The sequence below is a fragment of the Actinoplanes nipponensis genome, from assembly GCF_016862275.1.
Lineage (GTDB): Bacteria > Actinomycetota > Actinomycetes > Mycobacteriales > Micromonosporaceae > Actinoplanes > Actinoplanes nipponensis.
Window position 1 is genome coordinate 15349 of sequence record NZ_BOMQ01000006.1, and the last position, 21702, is coordinate 37050.

At 72.8% G+C, this 21702-nt stretch carries 23 protein-coding genes; 14 read left to right on the forward strand and 9 right to left on the reverse strand.

The genetic code is table 11. The features are described 5' to 3' along the window. Positions 1 to 327: 327 nt before the first annotated feature. Both Ani05nite_RS01045 and Ani05nite_RS01050 read left to right on the forward strand, forming a co-directional pair. Complete coding sequence (locus Ani05nite_RS01045; protein WP_377880046.1) at positions 328 to 1290, forward strand: heme o synthase; 963 nt, start codon at positions 328 to 330, stop codon at positions 1288 to 1290. A gap of 207 nt (positions 1291 to 1497) precedes the next feature. Beyond that, positions 1498 to 1794 carry a hypothetical protein gene (locus Ani05nite_RS01050; protein WP_203763057.1) on the forward strand — a complete coding sequence of 99 codons (297 nt, stop codon included), beginning with the start codon at positions 1498 to 1500 and terminating at the stop codon, positions 1792 to 1794. Between the two features lie 1141 nt (positions 1795 to 2935). Here the strand turns inward: Ani05nite_RS01050 and Ani05nite_RS01055 are convergent. Further along, positions 2936 to 3877 (reverse strand): COX15/CtaA family protein, encoded by a 942-nt coding sequence (locus Ani05nite_RS01055; RefSeq protein WP_239129077.1) that lies wholly within the window; start codon positions 3875 to 3877, stop codon positions 2936 to 2938. Between the two features lie 116 nt (positions 3878 to 3993). Here Ani05nite_RS01055 and Ani05nite_RS01060 point away from each other — a divergent pair, with 116 nt between their 5' ends. The 8 genes from Ani05nite_RS01060 (at position 3994) to Ani05nite_RS01095 (ending at position 10639) form a co-directional block, all read left to right on the forward strand. Then, on the forward strand, positions 3994 to 4734 hold the full coding sequence (locus Ani05nite_RS01060; protein ID WP_203763063.1) for a helix-turn-helix transcriptional regulator: 741 nt from the start codon (positions 3994 to 3996) through the stop codon (positions 4732 to 4734). Further along, positions 4731 to 6164 carry a Fe-S cluster assembly protein SufB gene (gene sufB, locus Ani05nite_RS01065; RefSeq protein WP_203763066.1) on the forward strand — a complete coding sequence of 478 codons (1434 nt, stop codon included), beginning with the start codon at positions 4731 to 4733 and terminating at the stop codon, positions 6162 to 6164. Before Ani05nite_RS01060 ends, sufB begins: the two co-directional genes overlap by 4 nt. 40 nt (positions 6165 to 6204) lie before the next feature. Next, the gene (gene sufD / locus Ani05nite_RS01070) at positions 6205 to 7338 is read left to right on the forward strand and encodes a Fe-S cluster assembly protein SufD (protein ID WP_203763069.1); all 1134 of its coding nucleotides are present in this window, start codon (positions 6205 to 6207) and stop codon (positions 7336 to 7338) included. Further along, a complete protein-coding gene (locus tag Ani05nite_RS01075; RefSeq protein WP_203763072.1) occupies positions 7335 to 7667 on the forward strand; it encodes a non-heme iron oxygenase ferredoxin subunit in 333 nt (110 codons plus the stop codon). The genes sufD and Ani05nite_RS01075 overlap by 4 nt, the downstream gene beginning before the upstream one ends. Further along, entirely contained in the window at positions 7664 to 8428 is a 765-nt protein-coding gene (gene sufC / locus Ani05nite_RS01080; RefSeq protein ID WP_203763077.1) for a Fe-S cluster assembly ATPase SufC, read from the forward strand. Before Ani05nite_RS01075 ends, sufC begins: the two co-directional genes overlap by 4 nt. 14 nt (positions 8429 to 8442) lie before the next feature. Next, positions 8443 to 9672, forward strand: a complete 1230-nt coding sequence (locus tag Ani05nite_RS01085) for a cysteine desulfurase (protein WP_203763080.1) — start codon at positions 8443 to 8445, stop codon at positions 9670 to 9672. After that, positions 9669 to 10130 (forward strand): Fe-S cluster assembly sulfur transfer protein SufU, encoded by a 462-nt coding sequence (gene sufU / locus Ani05nite_RS01090; RefSeq protein WP_203763136.1) that lies wholly within the window; start codon positions 9669 to 9671, stop codon positions 10128 to 10130. Before Ani05nite_RS01085 ends, sufU begins: the two co-directional genes overlap by 4 nt. A 128-nt stretch (positions 10131 to 10258) precedes the next feature. Beyond that, complete coding sequence (locus Ani05nite_RS01095) at positions 10259 to 10639, forward strand: metal-sulfur cluster assembly factor (RefSeq protein ID WP_377880056.1); 381 nt, start codon at positions 10259 to 10261, stop codon at positions 10637 to 10639. Positions 10640 to 10693: 54 nt separating this feature from the next. Here the strand turns inward: Ani05nite_RS01095 and Ani05nite_RS01100 are convergent, their stop codons facing one another. The 6 genes from Ani05nite_RS01100 to Ani05nite_RS01125 all read right to left on the reverse strand — a co-directional run bounded on the left by Ani05nite_RS01100 (position 10694) and on the right by Ani05nite_RS01125 (position 15806). Then, positions 10694 to 11518 carry a hypothetical protein gene (locus Ani05nite_RS01100; protein WP_203763086.1) on the reverse strand — a complete coding sequence of 275 codons (825 nt, stop codon included), beginning with the start codon at positions 11516 to 11518 and terminating at the stop codon, positions 10694 to 10696. Positions 11519 to 11587: 69 nt separating this feature from the next. Next, a complete protein-coding gene (locus Ani05nite_RS01105) occupies positions 11588 to 12325 on the reverse strand; it encodes an SDR family NAD(P)-dependent oxidoreductase (RefSeq protein WP_203763089.1) in 738 nt (245 codons plus the stop codon). Position 12326: 1 nt separating this feature from the next. Then, the gene (locus tag Ani05nite_RS01110) at positions 12327 to 13340 is read right to left on the reverse strand and encodes a zinc-dependent alcohol dehydrogenase (protein ID WP_203763092.1); all 1014 of its coding nucleotides are present in this window, start codon (positions 13338 to 13340) and stop codon (positions 12327 to 12329) included. Continuing rightward, entirely contained in the window at positions 13340 to 14182 is an 843-nt protein-coding gene (locus Ani05nite_RS01115; protein WP_203763095.1) for a fumarylacetoacetate hydrolase family protein, read from the reverse strand. Before Ani05nite_RS01115 ends, Ani05nite_RS01110 begins: the two co-directional genes overlap by 1 nt. Next, on the reverse strand, positions 14179 to 15051 hold the full coding sequence (locus tag Ani05nite_RS01120; protein ID WP_203763098.1) for an SMP-30/gluconolactonase/LRE family protein: 873 nt from the start codon (positions 15049 to 15051) through the stop codon (positions 14179 to 14181). The genes Ani05nite_RS01115 and Ani05nite_RS01120 overlap by 4 nt, the downstream gene beginning before the upstream one ends. Further along, a complete protein-coding gene (locus Ani05nite_RS01125) occupies positions 15048 to 15806 on the reverse strand; it encodes an IclR family transcriptional regulator (RefSeq protein WP_239129079.1) in 759 nt (252 codons plus the stop codon). The genes Ani05nite_RS01120 and Ani05nite_RS01125 overlap by 4 nt, the downstream gene beginning before the upstream one ends. Before the next feature lie 60 nt (positions 15807 to 15866). Here Ani05nite_RS01125 and Ani05nite_RS01130 point away from each other — a divergent pair, with 60 nt between their 5' ends. Together Ani05nite_RS01130 and Ani05nite_RS01135 are read left to right on the forward strand one after the other, a co-directional pair. Beyond that, positions 15867 to 17585, forward strand: coding sequence for an IlvD/Edd family dehydratase (locus Ani05nite_RS01130; protein ID WP_203763101.1), 1719 nt, complete (start codon positions 15867 to 15869; stop codon positions 17583 to 17585). A gap of 37 nt (positions 17586 to 17622) precedes the next feature. After that, positions 17623 to 18366 carry a maleylpyruvate isomerase family mycothiol-dependent enzyme gene (locus Ani05nite_RS01135; RefSeq protein ID WP_203763105.1) on the forward strand — a complete coding sequence of 248 codons (744 nt, stop codon included), beginning with the start codon at positions 17623 to 17625 and terminating at the stop codon, positions 18364 to 18366. Between the two features lie 3 nt (positions 18367 to 18369). Here Ani05nite_RS01135 and Ani05nite_RS01140 read toward each other — a convergent pair whose 3' ends face one another. After that, positions 18370 to 19050, reverse strand: coding sequence for a histidine phosphatase family protein (locus Ani05nite_RS01140; RefSeq protein WP_203763108.1), 681 nt, complete (start codon positions 19048 to 19050; stop codon positions 18370 to 18372). A 167-nt stretch (positions 19051 to 19217) separates the two neighbouring features. Between Ani05nite_RS01140 and Ani05nite_RS01145 the strand changes: the two genes are divergently transcribed. After that, the gene (locus Ani05nite_RS01145; RefSeq protein ID WP_203763111.1) at positions 19218 to 19871 is read left to right on the forward strand and encodes a LysE family transporter; all 654 of its coding nucleotides are present in this window, start codon (positions 19218 to 19220) and stop codon (positions 19869 to 19871) included. 21 nt (positions 19872 to 19892) lie between these two features. Here Ani05nite_RS01145 and Ani05nite_RS01150 read toward each other — a convergent pair whose 3' ends face one another. Next, the gene (locus tag Ani05nite_RS01150; protein ID WP_203763114.1) at positions 19893 to 20576 is read right to left on the reverse strand and encodes a DNA alkylation repair protein; all 684 of its coding nucleotides are present in this window, start codon (positions 20574 to 20576) and stop codon (positions 19893 to 19895) included. A gap of 31 nt (positions 20577 to 20607) precedes the next feature. On the opposite strand from Ani05nite_RS01150, the gene Ani05nite_RS01155 reads away from it, so the two are divergent. After that, positions 20608 to 21243 (forward strand): acVLRF1 family peptidyl-tRNA hydrolase, encoded by a 636-nt coding sequence (locus Ani05nite_RS01155; RefSeq protein ID WP_203763130.1) that lies wholly within the window; start codon positions 20608 to 20610, stop codon positions 21241 to 21243. The last annotated feature ends 459 nt before the right edge of the window (positions 21244 to 21702 follow it).

Genomic DNA, 21702 nt, shown 5'->3' on the forward strand with positions numbered 1-21702 from the left:
AGCACCCGGACGGTGTCGACCGCCCGCCGGTCGAGGTCGGACCAGTTCAAATCGTCTTTGGCAGCCACGTCGGTTGCGCTCCTCGGGCATGGTGTGCGAATCCTTTTGACTTGACCCTATCCATTCGGCGTAAACCCCCGCCGGGGGAACGGCCCAGGCCCATACGCTGAGAGCGGACAGTGAACCGGTGGCCTGTGACGCCGTGCACCCGTGCCGGGTCGACCGGAGTGCGCCCCGGGCTGCGCGTAGTCTGATCGAACGTGCCGGCCGGTCCCCTCGGCCTCGCTGAAGTTCCACACCCTCGCCGATGCCGGAAGGTGGCTGTCCGTGAGCATGATCACCGAGCGTCCCGACCAGGGGCGGTCGCCCGGTCTTCTCGAGGCGGACCCGCCCGCGGCGGGCCGGCCCGGGGGTCGTCGCGACATCGGCGCCGTCGTCCGGGCGTACGTCTCGCTGACCAAGCCGCGGATCGTCGAGCTGCTGCTGGTGACCACCGTCCCGGCCATGATGCTGGCGGCCGAGGGCTGGCCCAGCCTGTGGCTCATGGCCGTGGTGCTGGTCGGCGGCTCGCTGGCGGCGGGCGCGGCGAGCGCGCTCAACTGCTACATCGACCGCGACATCGACCAGCTGATGCGGCGCACCAAGCGGCGCCCGCTGCCGGCGCACACGGTGACCCCGCGCTCGGCGCTGATCTTCGGCCTGGTGCTGGCGGTGGTGTCGGTGGTCCTGATGGGCGCCTTCACCAACTGGCTCGCCACGGCGATGACCGCGGCGTCCATCTTCTACTACGACGTGGTCTACACGCTCTGGCTGAAGCGGCGCACCCCGGCCAACACCTTCTGGGGCGGCATCTGCGGCGCGGCTCCGGTGCTGATCGGCTGGGCCGCGGTCACGGGCTCGGTCGGCGCGCTGGGTTGGGCGCTTTTTGCGGTTGTGTTCTTTTGGCAGATGCCGCATTTCTACGCATTGGCCATCAAGTACAAGGACGACTACGCCCGCGCCGGCATCCCGATGCTGCCCGTGGTGCGCTCGGCCGGCCGGGTGAACGCCGAGATCCTCGTCTTCACCGGGCTGATGCTGGCGTCGTCGCTGGTGGCGTGGCCGCTGGGGCTGGGCCCGATCTACGGCGTCACGGCCGTGGTGACCGGCTTGATCTTCCTGGCCGAGGCGGTGAAGCTGGTGCTGCGCTCGCGCCGCGGGGAGCCGCTCAAGCCGATGCGGCTGTTCCACTGGTCGTACACGTACCTGACGATCGTCTTCATCGCGGTAGCGGTCGACGCCCTCGTCTGACCGCCGCAATGGGTGAGCGTTATGCCCGATATGCGGGTTACCGAGGTCACGCCCCTTACCTCGTTCGGCGGAACCTGACCTGCGGTGCAATTCGGGCGGTATTCGCCCAAAACAATGCCTGTACGCGCTAAACCCGCAGGTAATTGCCATCACAAAATCGCACCTGGTGTGCTTGCCAAGGCCACAAGTCTGCCTAGGCTGCGAGTCATGGCAGAAGGTTCCGATACGACACTGACCGCCGACATCAAGTCGTTCGCTGTCGGCCACGGCGGCGCGAAAGCGGTCATCGAGTACGTCGGCAAGCGGGGCGCCCGCATCGTCCTGGTCGGCGAGGACGGCGAGTGGACCGACCAGTTCGCCGCCGACGGCACCGACGTCGCCCGCAAGGCGTGCGAGACAGCCGGCGTCGAAGTGGAAAACGCGTGGGAGCGCGAGCTGATGGAGCAGATGCGCCCGAGCAACGACCTGTGGCGCTCGATGTCGCGCCGCAGCATGGCGCGCTGAGCCGGAGCTCCGATCGACATACAGACCCTCATCCGCCAGCGGCCCGGGATTCTTCCCGGGTCGCTCTCGTGTGCGGGCTGTGTTCCAGTGCTGGTTGTCGGGCCTGGGGGCGGATAACTGCTCGGCACTAGCCGGGTATGCCCGTCGCGACAGGGCTGCGCAGCCGCGCACGGCGGGACCTGGCACCGCGCCGTCGCATACCGCCCGACCCTGTGTCACGCCGTGTGCACCACCCGGCACCGCGTCGCCGGGGTGCCGCGGCATTGAGCGCGGCGTCGCCGGGGTGCCGGGGCATCGAGGGTGGTGTCGCCGGGGTGTCACGGCATCGAGCGTGAGTCGCCGGGTGCCCGGGCATCGAGGGTGGCGTCGCCGGGGTGCCCGGGCATCGAGGGCGGCGTCGCCGGGGTGTCACGGCATCGAGCGTGGCGTCGCCGTGCAGCGCCGCCTGGCAGCCAGCGCCGCCCCGTCGCGTTGTCGTGCACCGTCCCACGGGATCCAGCCGCTTCCTAGTCACGTGGATCTTGTGGCGGCTGCGGCTCCTGCGTGCCCCGGCGCCATCAAGATCGGCCTGCTCGGGCTTCGTCGCCGCGGATCTTGTGGCGCTCAGCCGGCTCAACCCGCCACTGCTCCACAAGATCTGCCCGCGCCCGACCCGCGCACGGATCTTGGAGCATGGGTGGTGCGCAGAGTGAACCGCGCTCCTCAAGATCCAGGCGAGTGGGCCGGCGAGGCGAGTCGGCAGCCCGTCGTGTCCGCGCCACGGCATCCCGCTGATGTCGCGGCCACCGCCTCGTCGTGATCATCCACCGGCGGGCGCGGGGGCACTTCCGCCGAGACCGGGGGAGGGCGGCCACTCGCGTGCACGCTCGTCGCCGGCAAGCAGAGATCACGCTCATCGCACCCCCGTCACTGTCGACGCGGCATCGGCCCATCGACAAGGGCGGCTATGGCCTCAGCTGACACGCGGCCGCTCTCACTCGGCCGTCTGATCGCCCAGGAAACGTGCGCCGGTGAATGCCGGATGCGCGGCATACCGCCCAGCGGCGTATCCCGCTCTGAGCCTGTCCACGCCCTGCCGTGTTCCTCCGGGGGGCACCATCCGTGCCCCGGATCACCAGCGCCCGGACGCCGAACGGGCCGTTCAGGCGACCGGCGCCGGCGCCGGAGCCGTCGTCGGGTGCTCGGCGGGCAGCGGAGCAGCCGGCGGCTCATGGAAGGGCCGTTCCCGCAGCCGCCACAGCACGTTCAACGTCGCCACCCACACCAGGCAGGCGCCGAGCATGTGCGCTCCCACCAGCAACACCGGCAGGTGGGTGAAGTACTGCACGAAGCCGATCAGGCCCTGGGCCAGCTCCACCACGACCAGGAGGCCCGCCGCCCGGATCGCTGCCCCCGGGGCCCGCACCGCGCGCAGGGCGAACCACAGCGCCACCGACAGCCCGATCAGCAGGAACACCGCGTCCGCGTGGGCCTGGGAGATCGCCTCCGGGTCCAGGCCGTTGCGCTTGGCGTTCTCGTCCCCGGCGTGCGGGCCGCTGCCCGTCACGACCACGCCCAGCACGAGCACCGCCGCGCTCACCACTGCCGTCAGGCGGGCCAGCGCCGGCAGGGGTGCCGGGACCAGGGAGCGGCGGGGCCGGTCGCCCTCGAAGGTGCGTTTCCACAGCGCGTACGTCACCGCGATCAGCGCCATCGACAGCAGGAAGTGCAGGCCGACGACCCACGGGTTGAGGTCGGTCAGCACGGTGATGCCGCCGATCACCCCCTGGCCCGGGATGCCGAGGCCGGCCACCAGCGCCAGCACGACCAGCGAGGTGCGCCGGGGGCGTTCCAGCAGCGCCGCCACGAAGCAGGCCAGGGCGATGAGGCCCAGGACGATGCCGAGCACCCGGTTGCCGAACTCGATGACGCCGTTGATGCCCATCTCGGGGGTCGTCGTGTACGACTCCTCGGTGCACCGGGGCCAGGTGGGGCAGCCGAGGCCGGAGCCGGTCAGCCGGACCGCCGCGCCGGTGACCACCAGGGCGATGTTGGCGGTCAGCGAGGCCAGGGCCAGTGGGCGCAGGAGGGTGCGATTGCTCACCTCCGGCATCGTACGCCCGAAATTGATCTTGGTTGAGCGCGGCCGGGGCGGGCGGTGTCCTGGATCACCGGGACCCCGGTTTGCAGCGGCTCCCCGAAATACGTAACGTTGGCGTAGTGAAAAACGGAGTGCTGGCGCGGAACAGGGGAGTGGCCGTTGTGGCCCCCTCCGCCGACGCGCGCACCCGTGACCGCGTGGCCCAGTTGCTCTTCGAGAGCGGCGCCGCCACCGCGGCCGAGCTCGGCGCCCGGCTCGGGCTCAGCTCCGCGGCCATCCGCAAGCACCTCGAGGCGATGCTCGCCGACCAGCTCGTCGAGGTCCGCGAGACCCGGCCGCAGGGCCCGCGCGGCCGGGGCCGGCCCGCCAAGGCCTTCGTGCTGACCGCCGCCGCCCGCGAGGGCTTCCCGCACTTCTACGACGGCATCGCCACGGCCGCGCTGCGCTGGATCGCCGAGCACGGCGGGCCCGACGCCGTCACCGCCTTCGCCACCGCCCAGGTCACGGCCCTGGAGGAGCGCTGCCGCACGGCGATGCTGGAGGCCGGCGACGACCCGATCGCGCGGGCGGAGGCGCTCGCCGAGGCCCTGAGCGCCGAGGGTTACGCTGCCAACGCGACGACGATCGCGTCCGGCGGGCAGCTGTGCCAGCACCACTGCCCGGTGGCGCACGTCGCCGCCGAGTTCCCCCAGCTGTGCGACGCCGAGACCGCGCTCATCTCGCGGCTCATCGGCACCCACGTGCAGCGCCTGGCCACCATCGCGCACGGCGACGGGGTGTGCACCACGCACATCCCCACCCCGCCGCGCGCGGTCAGCACAACCGATCCAACCGCCACCACTGTGAGGACAGATAGATGACCGAGCAGATCGTCCAGCCCGTCGTCACCCAGGAAGAGCACCTCGCCGCCCTGGGCAAGTACGAATACGGCTGGGCCGACGCCGACACCGCCGGGGCGACCGCCCAGCGCGGCCTGTCCGAGGCCGTGGTGCGCAACATCTCGGCGCTCAAGAACGAGCCGCAGTGGATGCTCGACCTGCGGCTCAAGGGCCTGCGCCTGTTCGACCGCAAGCCCATGCCGAACTGGGGCGCCGACCTGACCGGCATCGACTTCCAGAACATCAAGTACTTCGTGCGCTCGACCGAGAAGCAGGCGGCCTCCTGGGACGACCTGCCCGCGGACATCAAGAACACGTACGACAAGCTGGGCATCCCCGAGGCGGAGAAGCAGCGCCTCGTCTCCGGTGTCGCGGCCCAGTACGAGTCCGAGGTCGTCTACCACAAGATCCGTGAGGACCTCGAGCAGCAGGGCGTCCTGTTCCTCGACACCGACACGGCGCTGCGCGAGCACGAGGACATCTTCAAGGAGTACTTCGGCACCGTCATCCCGGTCGGCGACAACAAGTTCGCCGCGCTCAACACCTCGGTGTGGTCGGGTGGCTCGTTCATCTACGTGCCGAAGGGTGTGCACGTCGACATCCCGCTGCAGGCCTACTTCCGGATCAACACCGAGAACATGGGCCAGTTCGAGCGGACGCTGATCATCGTCGACGAGGGCGCCTACATCCACTACGTGGAGGGCTGCACCGCCCCGATCTACTCCTCCGACTCGCTGCACAGCGCGGTCGTGGAGATCATCGTCAAGAAGAACGCCCGGTGCCGGTACACGACCATCCAGAACTGGTCGAACAACGTGTACAACCTGGTCACCAAGCGCGCCACCTGCGAGGAGGGCGCGACCATGGAGTGGGTCGACGGCAACATCGGCTCCAAGGTGACGATGAAGTACCCGGCCGTCTACATGACCGGCCCGCACGCCAAGGGCGAGGTGCTGAGCGTCGCGATGGCCGGCGAGGGCCAGCACCAGGACGCCGGCGCCAAGATGGTGCACGCCGCGCCGCACACCTCCTCGTCGATCATCAGCAAGTCGATCGCCCGGGGCGGCGGCCGCACCTCGTACCGCGGCCTGGTGCAGGTCATGGAGGGCTCGCACCACAGCGCCAGCACGGTCAAGTGCGACGCGCTGCTGGTCGACACGATCTCCCGCTCGGACACGTACCCGTACGTGGACATCCGCGAGGACGACGTGGCGATGGGTCACGAGGCCACCGTCTCCAAGATCAGCGACGACCAGCTCTTCTACCTGATGAGCCGGGGCCTGACCGAGGACGAGGCCATGGCGATGATCGTGCGCGGCTTCATCGAGCCGATCGCCAAGGAGCTCCCGATGGAGTACGCCCTCGAGCTGAACCGCCTGATCGAGCTCCAGATGGAAGGTGCTGTGGGCTAAAGAAGCCCGCAGCCCACGTAACGCAGACGCAAAGGACGAGATGACTACCGAGGCCATGGCCCCGCCGAGCACCAAGTCGCAGGTGCTGCGCTCCTTCGACGTCACCGACTTCCCGGCCGTCACCGGCCTGGAGGAGGAGTGGCGCTTCACGCCCGTCAAGCGCCTGAAGGAGCTGGTCACGGCGACCACGCTGACCGGCGCGGCGCCGGGCTTCGCGCCCGGTGACCTGCCGGCCGGCGTGTCGCTGACGCAGGTCGACGCGGGCAAGGTCGAGCCGGTGCTGACGCCGTTCGACCGGGTCAGCGCGCTGGCCTTCGGCGCCGCGGCGGGCGTGACGCTGATCGACGTCGCGGCCGACACGGTCGCGGCCGAGCCGGTGGTCATCCGCGTCGTCGGGCAGGGCGCCGCGGCCGCGGCCGCGCGCACCTACGTCCGCGTGGGCAACTTCGCGCAGGTCACCGTCGTGCTGGAGCAGGTCGGCACGGCCACGCTGGCCGACAACGTCGAGGTGGTCATCGGCGACGGCGCCCAGCTCACCTTCGTCACGCTCACCGAGTGGGACGCCGAGACGGTGCAGGCCCAGCACGTCAAGTTCCGGGTGGGCCGCGACGCCCGCGTCAATCACGTGCAGGTCAGCCTGGGCGGCAGCCTGGTCCGGCAGTTCACCAGCGTGGAGTACGCGGGCCGCGGCGGCGAGGCCGAGCTCTGGGGCCTGTACTTCGCCGACGCCGGCCAGCACATCGAGCACCGCCAGCTGGTCGACCACAGCGTGCCCGACTGCCGCAGCTACGTCGGCTACCGCGGCGCGCTGCAGGGCCGGTCGGCGCACACCGTCTGGGTCGGCGACGTGGTGATCCGCGCGGCCGCCACCGGCACGGAGACGTACGAGATCAACCGGAACCTGCTGCTCAGCGACGGCGCCCGGGCCGACTCGGTGCCGAACCTCGAGATCGAGACCGGCGAGGTGGTCAGCGCCGGGCACGCCAGCGCGACCGGCCGGTTCGACGACGAGCAGCTGTTCTACCTGATGGCCCGGGGCATCCCGGAGGCCGAGGCCCGCAAGCTGGTCGTCCGCGGCTTCTTCGCCGAGCTGATCAACAAGATCCCGGTCGAGGAGCTGCGCGAGCGCCTGGGCGACGCCATCGAGGCGCGGCTGGCGAAGGCCGGCTCATGAGCTTCGAGCTGGTGGGCCCGGCCACGGATGTGGCCAAGGGCTCGGTGATCACCGCGGAGATCGGCGGCGTGGACGTCGCCGTCGTGCACGCCGACGACGACCAGTTCTACGCCGTCCGGGACGAGTGCAGCCACGCCGCCGTCGCGCTCTCCGAGGGTGAGGTCGACGGCTGCACCCTCGAGTGCTGGCTGCACGGCTCACGCTTCGACCTGCGTACCGGTGAGCCCACCGGCCTGCCCGCCACCGAGCCGGTGGCGACCTTCCCCGTCGAGATCCGCGACGGCGACATCTACGTTTCGACCACGCCGAGTAATGGAGTCAACCCGTGAGCACCCTCGAGATCCGCGACCTGCAGGTGTCGGTCAAGCTGCCCGAGGGCGAGCTGAAGCCGATCCTGGCCGGTGTCGACCTGACCGTGAAGGCGGGTGAGACGCACGCCATCATGGGCCCGAACGGCTCCGGCAAGTCGACCCTGGCCTACTCCATCGCCGGGCACCCCAAGTACCAGATCACCGGCGGCACGGTGACCCTGGACGGCGAGGACGTCCTCGCGATGACCGTCGACGAGCGCGCCCGCGCCGGCCTCTTCCTGGCCATGCAGTACCCGGTCGAGGTCCCCGGCGTCTCGGTGGCCAACTTCCTGCGGACCGCCAAGACGGCGATCGACGGCGAGGCGCCGAAGCTGCGCACCTGGGCCGGCGAGCTGCGCGGCGCCATGGAGAAGCTGCAGATGGACCCGGCGTTCGCCCAGCGCAACGTCAACGAGGGCTTCTCCGGCGGTGAGAAGAAGCGGCACGAGATCATGCAGCTCGAGCTGCTCAAGCCGAAGATGGCGATCCTCGACGAGACCGACTCCGGCCTCGACATCGACGCGCTGCGCATCGTCAGCGAGGGCGTCAACCGGGTCCGCGCGTCCGGCGAGGCCGGCCTGCTGCTGATCACCCACTACACCCGCATCCTGCGCTACATCAAGCCGGACTTCGTGCACGTCTTCGTCGCCGGCAAGATCGTCCAGGAGGGCGGCCCGGAGCTCGCCGAGCAGCTCGAGGCCGAGGGCTACGAGCGGTACGTGGCCGGCGCGCGGGCCTGAGGACCGGGGCGATCATGACCTTCGACGTGGCGCGGGTGCGAGCCGACTTCCCGATCCTGGACCGGGAGGTCAACGGGCACCCGCTCGTCTACCTGGACAGCGCGAACACCTCGCAGAAGCCGCGGCAGGTGCTCGACGCCATGCGCGCGCACCAGGAGCGGTACAACGGCAACGTGTCCCGCTCCGTGCACACGCTCGGCACCGAGTCCACCACGGCCTACGAGGACGCCCGCGCGAAGATCGCCGCTTTCATCGGGGCGCCCAGCCCCGACGAGGTCGTGTTCACCAAGAACTCGACCGAGGCGATCAACCTGGTGGCGTACACGTCGGCGGATCTGCTGCAGCTCGGCCCCGGCGACGAGATCGTGGTCTCCGAGATGGAGCACCACTCCAACCTGGTCCCGTGGCAGCTGCTCTGTCAGCGCACCGGCGCGACCCTGCGCTGGTTCGGCGTCACCGACGAGGGCCGGCTCGACGAGTCGGCCCTGGACGAGCTGGTCAACGAGCGCACCAAGCTGGTCTCGGTCGTGCACATGTCCAACATCCTGGGCACGATCAACGACCCGGCGCGGATCGTCGCCCGGGCCCACCAGGTCGGCGCGCTGGTCCTGCTCGACTGCTCGCAGTCGGTGCCGCACTTCCCGGTCGACGTGGTCGAGCTGGGCGCTGACTTCATCGCCTTCACCGGGCACAAGATGCTCGGCCCGACCGGCATCGGCGTGCTCTGGGGCCGGGCGGAGCTGCTCGCGGCCATGCCGCCGTTCCTGGCCGGCGGGTCGACGATCGAGACCGTGACGATGGCGGGCACCACGTTCGCCGCGCCGCCCGCGCGCTTCGAGGGCGGCACCCCGCCGATCACCGAGGCGATCGGCCTCGGCGCGGCGGTGGACTACCTGACCGCGCTGGGCATGGAGAACATCCACCGGCACGAGCAGGAGATCACGACGTACGCGCTGAAGGCGCTCGCGGACGTCCCGGGGGTGCGGATCTTCGGTCCCGGCACCCCGGAGGGCCGCGGCGGCACGGTCTCGTTCGAGGTGGCCGGGGTGCACCCGCACGACGTCGGGCAGATCCTCGACGACCTCGGGGTCGAGGTGCGGGTGGGGCACCACTGCGCGCGCCCGGTGTGCACGCGCTTCGGCGTCCCGGCGATGACCCGGGCCTCGTTCTACCTCTACACGACGACCGACGAGATCGACGCTCTGGCGCGGGGCCTGGAGCAGGTGCGGAAGGTGTTCGTCTGATGATCGACCAGCTGTACCAGGACATCATCCTGGACCACTACAAGCACCCCCACGGCAAGGGCCTGCGGGCCCCGTACGGTGGCGAGGCGCATCACGTCAACCCCACCTGCGGGGACGAGGTCACCATCCGGGTCGCCGTCGACGGCGGCACCCTGACGGACATCTCGTACGACGGCATGGGCTGCTCGATCAGCCAGGCGTCCGCGTCCGTGCTGCACGAGCTGCTCCAGGGCCGCACGGTGGAGGAGGCGGCCCCGGTGCAGGAGGCGTTCGTCGCGCTCATGCAGAGCCGTGGCCAGATCGAGCCCGACGAGGAAGTGCTCGGGGACGGGGTGGCGTTCGCCGGCGTGGCGCGCTACCCGGCCCGGGTCAAGTGTGCGTTGCTGCCGTGGATGGCGTTCAAGGACGCCGCGGCGCGCGCCGGTGTGGGCGCGAGCCCGGAGGTGAAGTCATCATGACCGACAGGACTTTGGCGGAGATCGCCTCGGACGCGGCCGACACGGCCGGCCCCGACGACGCGACGGCCCCGGTGGTCGCGGACGCCGACGCGGCAGCGGCCGGTACCGCGGGCGCGGACGCCGACACGGTGGCGGCCGTGGCTCCGGGCGCGGGCGCGGCCGACCCGGCCGGCACGGTCGTCTCGAAGCCGACCGTGGCCGACATCGAGGAGGCGATGAAGGACGTCGTCGACCCCGAGCTGGGCATCAACGTGGTCGACCTCGGCCTGGTCTACGACGCCCACGTCGACGACGACAACGTGGTGACGCTGGACATGACGCTGACCTCGGCGGCATGCCCGCTGACCGACGTCATCGAGGACCAGACCCGGCAGGCGCTGACCACCGGCCCCGGCGGCGGGCTGGTCAAGGACTTCCGGATCAACTGGGTGTGGCTGCCGCCGTGGGGCCCCGACAAGATCACCGATGACGGCCGGGAGCAGCTGCGGGCGCTGGGCTTCAACGTCTGAGGTCGTGCCGCTCCACGAACGCCGGGTCAGCTCGCTGACCCGGCGTTCCGCGTCTCAGGCGGCGGCCGGCACCGAGCCGTCGATGAGCGTGCACTTGGCGGTGCCCCAGCCGACCACGGCGCCGTACGCGTCGTAGATGCCCACGGTCACTTCCTCGGCGTAGAGGTACGGGTTGGTGTAGCTCGGGGTGAAGACGTAGCCCGGGTCGGTCCACGTGCCGTCGGCCGCCTGGGTGAGAGCGCGCTCGACGTTCCAGTACGGCCAGAACTGCTCGGTGCGGAAGCTCGGGTCGCTCTTGCGCTGCTGGACCGTCCGCGCGGTGTGGTAACCGAGGCGTGCCGGGCGCCCGGCGCCGTTGGCGGAGCCGGCCCGGCCGTCGACGCCCGAGAACGCGGCGGTCACCGTGCCGGCGGCCGGATCGCAGGTCAGGGTGACCGTCGTGCGTCGGTCCTGGTCGCAGGTCGCCTCGCGGGTGGCGTAGGTGACGCCGGAGGTGGCGTTGCGGAACGTCACGACCAGCTGCTCCCGGTAGTACAGGGTGGCCGCCGGGTCGAAGGCCCCGGTGTAGCCGGTCGCGGTGATGTCGCCGGAACTCGTGGTGGTGGCCTTGACCGTGAAGGGCTGGGGCAGCGGCGCCAAAGTCGTCGAGGTCGTGGCCGTGACCCGGGTGCCGCCCCGGCGCTGGAACTCGACGACGACCGCGGTGGGCGTTCCGGGCGCCAACAGGTTGCCGGTGGCCGCGGTGGTGACGACGCCGGTGGCCGGGTCGCAGGTGATGGACACACGCAACGGCGCGGCGGCCGCAGCCGCGCTGGGCGTGAGCAGCGTTCCCGTGAGGGCCAGCACCACAAGGCCGGCCAGGGCGCGCAATCTTGACATGGGTCCCCCGATGATCAGATGCCGATGACAGGTAGCGACGCTAACAAACGTCGATGCGCGCCGTTGTCCTCAGCTCGGCAGGCGTACCCCGGTGAAGCCGCCGTCCACCGCCAGCAGCGTGCCCGTCGTCGCCGAGGCCAGCGGGCTCGCCAGGTAGGCGATCGCGTGCGCGACCTCGGCCGCGGTGACCAGCCGCCCGGTCGGCTGCCGGCCGCGGAGCGCGGCCGCGGCGGCGGCCGGGTCGTCCGCGGCGGCGAGCAGCCGGGCCACCCACGGGGTGTCGGCCGTGCCGGGCACCACCGCGTTGACCCGCACCCCTTGCCGAACGTGGTCCGCCGCCATCGCCAGGGTCAGCGCGGCCACCGCACCCTTGCTGGCCGCGTACAGGGCGCGCTGCGGCACGCCGACCGGCGCCACGATCGAGCAGGTGTTGACGATCGCGCCGCCGGGCGACGCCAGCAGGTGCGGCAGCGCGGCCCGCGACATCCGCGCGATGCCGACCACGTTGATGTTGAGCACCCGGTGCCACTCGTCGTCGCTGTTGGCGGTGACGTCGCCGACCGCGCCGATCCCGGCGTTGTTGATCAGGATGTCGATGCGGCCGAACCGTTCGGCCACCGTGGCGACGGCCGCGTCCACCGACGCGCTGTCGCCGACGTCGCAGACCACCGGCAGGTCGCAGTCGTGCTCGTGGAGGTCCAGCCCGGCGACCCGGGCGCCGCGCTCGCGCAGCAGGGCGACAGTCGCGGCGCCGATGCCGCTGGCGCTTCCGGTGACGATGGCAGTGCGGCCCTCGAACTCCGACATCTCAACTCCTCGGGTCGACGTGAATCTTGGGACCGGCGCCCCAGCCCGGCCGGCGCTCACCGGCCAGCGCGGCCGCGACGTCGTCGAGGCCCACGGTGGCGGCGATCAGCGGACGCGGGTCCACCTCGCCCGAGGCGAACAGCTCCACCGTCCCGGCGAAGCCACCGGAGCCGCTGAGCACGCCCACCGCCGTGACGTCCTTGAGGGCCAGCGTCCGGGAGTCGACCGGGCTGGGCTCGCCGGCCAGGCCGACGTAGACGACCCGCCGGCCGGGCTCGACCAGGTCGGCGGCGAGCGCCGGCGACTCCGGCCCGTTCGAGGCGTCGATGACCGCGTCCCAGGGCAGGTCCGGCAGCGTCTCGGTGGTCCAGGCCCGGGGAAAGCCCACGGCCGCCGCGAACTCCAGCGACTCCGGGCTGCGCCCGAGCAGGTGCACCTCCGCGCCCTGGGCGGCCGCGATCTGGGCGGTGAGCAGGCCGATCGTGCCGGGTCCGAGGACCAGCAGCCGCCCGCCCGGCGGCAGCGCCGCCCCGCGGACCGCGCGCAGCGCGTTGCCGGCCGGCTCGACCAGGGCGCCGAGCGCCGCGTCGACCTGGTCGGGCAGCGCCTGCAGAGCCTTCACCGGTACGGGCAGCCGCTCGGCCAGCGCCCCCGGCCAGCCGTTGCGGATGCCGATCTCGTACCGGTCGGCGCAGACGTGCTGCCGCCCGGAGCGGCACCGCGCGCAGCGCCCGCAGCCCAGCATGGTGTCACCGGTGACCCGACGCCCGAGCCACTTGCGGTCCACGCCGGGCCCGGCCGCGCTGACCGTGCCGGACCATTCGTGGCCGATCCGCACCGGGTACCGCGCCTGGCCGGTGTGCAGGTAGGACATCGCCCCGCTGAAGAACTCCGCGTCGGTGCCGCACACGCCGGCCCGCTCGACGTCGACCACCACCTCGCCGGGCCCGGCCACGGGCGGCTCGACGTCCTGGACCTCGGCCGCGCCCGGCCCGGTGATCACGAAGGCGCGCATCAGCGGGGCGCCACCACGGTCTGGCGCTGGCTGCCCAGCCCGTCGATGCCCAGCTCCATGACGTCGCCCGGCCGCAGCCAGACCGGCGGGTCGAAGCCCATGCCGACGCCGGGCGGGGTGCCGGTGTTGATCAGGTCGCCCGGCTCCAGCACCAGGAACTGGCTCAGGTACCGCACGATCTCGTACGGGTCGAAGACCATGGTGGCGGTGCTGCCGGTCTGCCGCCGTACGCCGTTGACGTCCAGCCACAGGCCCAGCGCGGACACGTCGGCGATCTCGTCCGGGGTGACCAGCCACGGCCCGGCCGGGTTGAACGTCTCGGCCGACTTGCCCTTGGACCACTGCCCGCCGCGTTCCATCTGAAAGGCCCGCTCGCTGATGTCGTTGCTGACCAGGTAGCCGGCGATGGCCTCGCGGGCGGCGGCGTGGTCGTCCAGGTAGCTCGCCCGCCGGCCGATCACGATGCCCAGCTCGACCTCCCAGTCCAGCTTGGTCGACCCGCGCGGCTGCCGGACGTCGTCGTACGGCCCGACCAGGGTGTTCGGCGGCTTGGTGAACAGGATCGGCTCGGCCGGCACGGCCTGGCCCGTCTCGGCGGCGTGGTCGCGGTAGTTCAGCCCGATGCAGAGGATCTGGTGCGGGCGGGGGATCGGCGCGCCGACCCGCTCCCCGGCGAAGCGCCGTACCCGCCCCTCGGCGATCCGCTGCTCGACCGCCTGCCGGAACTCCCCGGGCGCGGCGAAGACCAGCGCCTCCAGGTCGGCGACGTCGACGTAGGTCTGGTCGTCCACGCGGACGACGGGCCGCTCGAGCCCGGCGTCGCCGATGCGCATCAGCTTCATGTCTCTCCAGGGGTAGGGCCGGCCCACGGGGTCACCGGCAGCCCGGCGACGCCGACGTCGGCCAGGAACAGCCGGCCGGACAGCGGGTACGCGGCCAGCCGGCTCGCGCTCAGGTGGGCGGTGGCCGTGGTGATCAGCAGGCGGTTCAGCCCCGGACCGGCGAACGCGACGCTGGTGGTGTGCGGGGCGGGCACGGTGACGACCCCGGCCGGCCGGGCGTCCGGGGTGAACCGGCGTACCTCGCCGGCGCCCCAGATGGCGATCCACAGGTGGCCCTCGGCGTCCACGCACAACCCGTCGGGCAGGCCGTCGGCGATGCGCAGCCACTCCCGGCGGGGCCCGACGGCGCCGGTCGCCGCGTCGTAGGAGCGGACCCGGACGAGGCCCGGGACACTGTCGATGCTGTAGAGCAGCGTGCCGTCCGGGCTCCAGGCGAGCCCGTTGGACAGGTTGAGGTCGTCGTCGAGCGTGGTCAGTGAGCCGTCGCGCTCCACCCGTACCAGGATCTCGGTGCCCCGGGGGTCGTCCAGCGCGAGCGTGCCGACCAGGAAGACGCCCGCCGGGTCGCAGGCGCCGTCGTTCAGGCGGCGGCGCTCCCCGGCCGGGACGATCCGGGTCTGCGGATTGGTGAGCAGCGTCTGCGCGCCCGCGACGAGCAGCTCGCCGGCGGCCGAGCAGACCACCGCGCCGACCGTGCGGTCGTGGCGCCGCGAGCCGGTGACGACCACCCGGTCGCGGTCGAGGCGTCCCTCGTGCACCGTGCCCGCGTCGACGTCGACCCAGAGCAGCCGCTCACGCGGCGCGTCCCAGAGCGGGCCCTCACCGAGGGTGAAGCTCTCGGCGGAGGCGACCGTGGCGGTCCACCTCATCGGGCCGCCACGATCGCCCGGATGGCCTCCACCTCGGCGACCAGGGTGGCCAGCGGGGTGCGGGAGACCGGCGCGGAGACGCTGACCGCGCCGGTGGGCCGGGTCGGCGAGGTCAGGAACACCGGTACGGCGAGACAGACGATGCCCGGCTCGTTCTCCTGGTCGTCGACGGCGTACCCGCGGGCGCGGATCGTCCGCAGCTCCGCGGCGAGGGCGTCGGGGCTGGTCAGGGTGTGCGGCGTGCGCTGGGCCAGGGGACGCTCGGCGGCCCAGGCCCGCACGGCGTCGTCGTCGCCAAGCGCGTACGCCAGCAGCAGCTTGCCCACCGCCGTGGAGTGCACCGGATTGCGCCCGCCGACCGTGGAGGTCAGGCGCAGCGCGCCGGCGGCCGGGTCGACCTTCGCCCGGTAGACCACCGTGTGCCCGTCGAGCACCGCGTAGTGGGCGGTCTCCCCGTAGCGCTCGGTCAGCGCGGTCAGCACCGGCGCGATCCGCAGGTGGTCGGGGCGGGCCTCGTGGTGGGCGAAGGCCAGCCGCAGGAACTCGTCGCCCAGCACGTAGCGGCCGTGGCCGTCGCGGGCGGCGAAGCCGAAGCGGCACAAGGAGGCCAGGGCCCGGTGCACAGTGGGCTTGGGGCTGGCCGCCGCCCGGGTCATCTCGTCCAGGGAGGCGCCGTCGGCGTGCCGGGCCAGCTCGGTGAGAACCGCGAGCACCCGGTCCGTCCCGACCAAGGGGGGTGCGCTGTTCGGGGGCACCGGCGTACGGTACCTGATATTCCAGATACGCACCCAGCGTTCCGATTATTGGAAGTTCACATGCCTGAGCTCCGCAGCGCCCAGTGGTACGCCGGCCAGGACCGCAACTCCTACATCCATCGCGCCTGGATGCGCCGCGGCCTGCCCGACTCCGCCCTCGACGGCCGCCGCCCGCAGATCGCGATCGCCAACACCGCCTCCGACCTGACCCCCTGCAACAGCCACCTCGACGAGGTCGCCGAGCACGTCAAGCGGGGGATCTGGGAGGCCGGCGGCGTCCCGCTCAACCTGCCCGTGGTGTCGATCGGCGAGACCCAGGTCCGCCCGACCGCGATGCTCTGGCGCAACATGGCCGCGATGGCCACCGAGGAGATGCTGCGGGCCAACCCGGTCGACGGCGTGGTCCTGCTCGGCGGCTGCGACAAGACCATCCCGTCGCTGCTCATGGCCGCGGCCTCCGTCGACCTGCCGGCCGTCGTGGTGCCGGGCGGTCCCATGCTGACCGGCACGTTCCGCGGCACGCCGCTGGGCTGCGGCACCGACGTGTGGCGGCTCTCCGAGGAGGTCCGCGCCGGCACGCTCAGCCAGGCCGCGTTCCTGGAGTCCGAGTCGTCGATGATCCGCAGCCGCGGGCACTGCAACACCATGGGCACGGCCTCGACCATGGGACTGCTCGCCGAGGCGCTCGGCACGGTGCTGCCGGGCACCGCGGGCACCCCGGCGCCGGACAGCCGGCTGCTGGCCCGCTCGCACGAGACCGGCCGGCTGATCGTCGAGATGGTCGCCGCCGACCGTCGGCCCAGCCGGGTGCTGACCGCCGGCTCGTTCCACAACGCGATCGTCGCGCTGGCCGCGCTCGGCGGCTCCACCAACGCCGTCGTGCACCTGCTGGCCATCGCCGGCCGGCTCGGCGTGCCGCTCACCCTGGACGACTTCGACCGCGTCGGCGCCGACGTGCCGCTGCTGGTCGACCTCCAGCCCGCCGGCAAGTACCTGATGGAGGACCTCTACCGGGCCGGTGGCCTGGCCGCGGTCCTGCGCGAGGTGGCCGACCTGCTCGACCCGGACGCGATCGACGTGACCGGCCGGCCGTTCGTCGCGTCGCTGGCCGAGGCGCAGATCTGGGACCGGGACGTCATCCGCGGCCGGGAGAAGCCGGTGCTGCCCCAGGCCGGCATCGCCGTGCTGCGCGGCAACCTGGCCCCGGCCGGGGCCATCATCAAGCCGGCCGCGGCCAGCCCGCACCTGCTGCGGCACCGCGGCCGGGCGGTGGTCTTCGACTCGGTGGAGGACTTCCACGCCCGCATCGACGCCCCGGACCTCGACGTCGACGCGAACTCGGTGCTGGTGCTGCGCGGCTGCGGGCCGCGCGGCTACCCCGGGATGCCCGAGGTCGCCAACATGCCGCTGCCCCGGAAGCTGCTGCAGGCCGGCGTCCGCGACATGGTCCGGGTCTGCGACGGGCGGATGAGCGGTACGGCGTACGGGACGGTCGTGCTGCACGTGGCGCCGGAGGCCGCGGCCGGGGGACCGCTGGACCGGGTCCGCGACGGCGACTGGATCGTCCTGGACGTGGACAACCGGCGGCTCACGGTGGACGTGCCGGACGACGAACTGGCCGCCCGTGAACCGTCCGCGGCGCTGCGGGCGGCGCTGGCCCGCCCGTCGCGCGGCTGGCAGAAGCTGTACGTCGACACCGTCCTGGGCGCGGAGGTCGGGGCCGACCTGGACTTCCTCGTCGGCTCCAGCGGTGACGCGGTGAGCCGCGAGTCGCATTGAGCCGTTTCTTGTCGCACGCGGGTGGTAGACCACTGGGATGACTTCGCCGCTGCCCTTCCCCGAACTGCTGGACCTCGTCGCCGAGCGCTCGGCCGCCCTGCGGCAGGCCGTGGCGACGGCCGACCCGGGGGCCCGCGTGCCCGGCTGCCCCGACTGGAGCCTGCGCGACCTGGTCGCCCACCTGGGCAACGTCCAGCGCTTCTGGGCCGATGTGGTGGCGGCCGGCCCCGCCGACGGCGCCCCGGCGTTCGCCGAGGCCGAGCCGGCCGGCGACCTGGTGGAATGGTCGGCCGAGTCGACCCGGCTGCTGATCGACGCGCTCCGGGTGGCGGGCCCCGACCGCGACTGCTGGACGTGGTGGGGCGCCTCGGAGGCGCCGATGACCTCCGGCGCGGTGGCCCGCCACCAGGTCCAGGAGGCGGCGGTGCACGCCTGGGACGCCCAGGCGTCGGCCGGCAAGGCCGAGCCGGTCCCGGCCGCGGTCGCGGTCGACACCATCGACGAGCTGCTGGTGGTGACCCTCGGCTCGCTCGGCGCCTGGCCGCACCGCCCGGCCCGGATCGCGCTGTCGGCGGTGGAGGGCCCGACCTGGCTGGTCGACCTGACCCCGGCGGGCGCCAAGGCGAGCCCGGCGGCCGGCGGCGAGCCCCTGGCCACCGTGCGCGGCGCGGCCAGCGACCTGGTGCTGACCCTCTACAAGCGGATCCCGCCGGAGGACGTCGAGGTGGACGGCGACCGCGAGGCGGTCGAGCAGTTCCTCGCCTGGACGGACACCGAATAGCGCCTACAAGTGGTCGACCGCGTTGTAGCGATCCAGCACCAGCCGGCCCGACTCCGCCCGGAAGGCGGTGATCGACGCGTTGCGCACCTGGCCACCCCGCTCCACCAGGGCGGCCAGGCTGTCCCAGTCCAGGCCCTCGATGACGAACCGCGCCATCAGCACCACCGCGTCGTGCGCCACCACGAGCACCCGCCGGCCCGCGTGGTCGCGGTTGAGGTCGGCCAGGAAGGAGGCGAGGCGCTCGGCGATGTCGCCGAAGGTCTCGCCGCCCGGGGGCCGGTAGGCGTACTCGCCGGCCTCGGCCAGGCGGTCCGCCTCGTCCGGGAAGCGCTGCCGGACCGCGGCCCGGGTGAGCATCTCCAGCTCCCCGGTGAGCCGGTCCACCAGCCGGTCGTCGGTGCCCGGCCCGGGCAGGTCGAGCCCCTCGGCGGCGATCCGCCAGGTCTCCCGCGCCCGCCGGTAGGGAGAGGTGATCACCGCCTCGGGCTTGCGGCCGGCGGGCAGTCCCGCCAGCCACCGCCCGAGGGCCCGGGCCTGCTCGACGCCGAGCCCGGTCAGCTCCACGTCGGGGTCCCGGCCGGTCAGCCCGGAGTCCAGCAGGTTCCGCTCGTCGGCGCGCGGGAAGGCGACGTTGGCCGCGCTCTGCCCGTGCCGGATCAGGACCAGCTCCGCCACCACACCCATGGTCGGCACCCTAACGGCGAAAAGCGGTGGCCTCCACCGGCGCGGCCCGGCCATCATGGCGACGTGACCGAGACGAGCCCGCACCCGACCCTGTCTGCCGCCGCGCCCGCCCGGGCCGCGCGACAGCAGCGCGTCGTCGCCGGCCCGGCGGTCGCTGCCCGCGTGCCATGAGCGCGGCGTTCTGGGCCGGCGTGGTCGCCGGCTACGGCGTCGCCGTGCCCGTCGGCGCCATCGCGGTCCTGATCGCCGGGCTGACCGCCCGCACGTCCCTGCGCGTCGGCGCGGCGGCCGGGCTGGGCGCGGCCAGCGCGGACGGGGTGTACGCGCTGATCGCGGTGCTGGGCGGGGCGGCGCTGGCCGCGGCGATCCAGCCGATCGCGACGCCGCTGCGCTGGGCGGCGGCGGTGATTCTGGTGCTGCTGGCGGCCCACACGGCCCGGGCGGCGCTGCGCAAGCGCGCCGCGGACCGGCCGGCCGCGCCGGAGCCGCTCATTCCGGCCGCCCCGCAAGCGGGCGTTCCGGCCGCCGCGATGACGGACACGACCACGCCGACGCGGGCCTACCTGGCCGTGCTCGGGCTGACCCTGCTCAACCCGGCCACCGTCGTCTACTTCGCCGCGCTGGTGCTGGGCCGGGGCGGGACCGGCGGCGGGGTGTGGTTCGTGGCGGGCGCGTTCCTGGCCTCGGCAAGCTGGCAACTGCTCATCGCCGGCGGCGGCGCCCTGGTCGGCCGGCTGCTGACCGGCGAACGCGGCCGGCTGATCACGGCGCTGGTGTCCAGCGCGGTGATCGCGGTGCTGGCCCTGGCCCTGGTCGCCTGACCCGCGGCCGGTGGCGACCGCTCAGAGATGCTTGGTGGCCTCGCGCACGGACAGCGGCGACAGCCGGTCCCGGTGCTCGGCGACGTAACGGGCCACCGCCTCCGGATCCGTCCGGGCGTACTGGCGCAGCGCCCACCCGATCGCCTTGCGCACGAAGAAGTCCCGGTGACCCGCCTGCCGCGTGCAGTAGCCGAACAGCCGCCCGGTGTCGGTCTCCGCCCCGTAATGCAGCTGATGCAGGATCGCCGTACGGACCAGCCAGAGGTCGCCCTCCACCGACCACGCGTCCAGCTCCGCGACCAGCGCCGGGTGCCGCCGGACCAGCCCGCCCACGACCCGGGTGGCCAGCGGGTCGACCGTGTCCCACCACGACTTGGTGACGATCAGCGTCCGGACGGTGGCGAGGAAACCCGGCCCCGGCACGCTCACGTGCGCGCGCAGCCAGTCGCAGGCGAAATACTGGTACTCCCGCTCAGGCAGCTCCCAGCACGCCAGCGCCACCGCCCGCAGGTCCGCCTCGGCCGGCGCGGGCAACCCGGCGACAGCCGCGCGGGCGAGCGCCCGCTGAGTCGGCGCCGGCAGGCCGAGGAACGCGAACTGGTCACGCATGTACGCCGCGGCCGCCTCGGCCCGTACCGGATCACGGGCGGCCTCGAAGCGCGCGACCAGGCGCCCCAGCAGATCATCGGCCAACGGTCGGGACATGGGGCGATCATGCCACCGTAGGGTGGCAGTCATGAGCGCGAGACCGGCGGCCGGCGGCGGACGATGGGTGGACGTCGCCCCCGAGCGGCTCGGACGCTGGCTGGAGAACTTCGCCGGCCGGCACGGGCCGTGGACGGCCACCGGCCTGCTGCTGACCGCCGAGGACGGCGCGACCGCCGAACTGACCGCCCCACCCGGCGCGCCGGCCACGGACGACCTCGAAGAGCTGCGCAGCCAGGCGGGAAAGCCCCGCCGGCTGGGCCTGCTGCTGGCCCGCAAGGGCGCCGTCGCGGTCGGCGTGGCGTCCGGCGCGAGACTGCTGGTGTCCAAGGTCGACACCCACTACGTGCAGGGTCGCACGGCGGCTGGCGGATGGTCCCAGCAGCGCTTCGCGCGCCGGCGCGACAACCAGGCCAGAGCGGCCGCTGCCGACGGCGCCGGCATCGCGGCACGCCTGCTCCTGCCGGAGGTACGCACCCTGAGCGCCCTGGTGACCGGCGGCGACCACACGGCGGTGGACACGATCCTGGCGTTCCCGACTTTGCGGGGGCTGGTGGAGTTGCGTAGTGAGCGCTTCCTGGACGTGCCGGAGCCTCGCCGGAGCGTGCTGGAGGATGCGATCGTCCAGGCGCGGGCGGTCCGCATTCTGGTCCGGGATCCTGGCTGAGGGGGTGATCCGTGTCGTGCAAGCTGCGCGTCACGTGAGCCTGGTGCCGCCACGACCTCCCGCCACCATCGAGGCAGCCGCGGGTCGGCCCGCCGTCCGCGTGTCGGTCCGCTGTCCGTGGGTTGGTTCGCTGTCCGGGGTTGGTCCGCTGTCGGTGGGTTGGTTCGCTGTCGGTGGGTTGGTCTGCCGTCCGTGGGTTGGTCTGCCGTCCGTGGGTTGGTCCGCTGGCCGCGGGTCGGCCCGCTGGCCGTGCGGATCTTGGGAAGCTGGGTGGGTTTGTTTGGCCTTGGCGCATCAAGATCCAGTGGCGGACGAATCACCATGGCGAGGCGCCCCTGTGAGCTGCGCATCCCGTGAGCCCGCGTCCCTACCAGCGCGCCCGCCGCCACCGCCGCCGCCACCGCCGCCACCACCGCCGCCACCGGCGCTGCCGCTGGCACTGCCGCGTCGCCGTCGTCA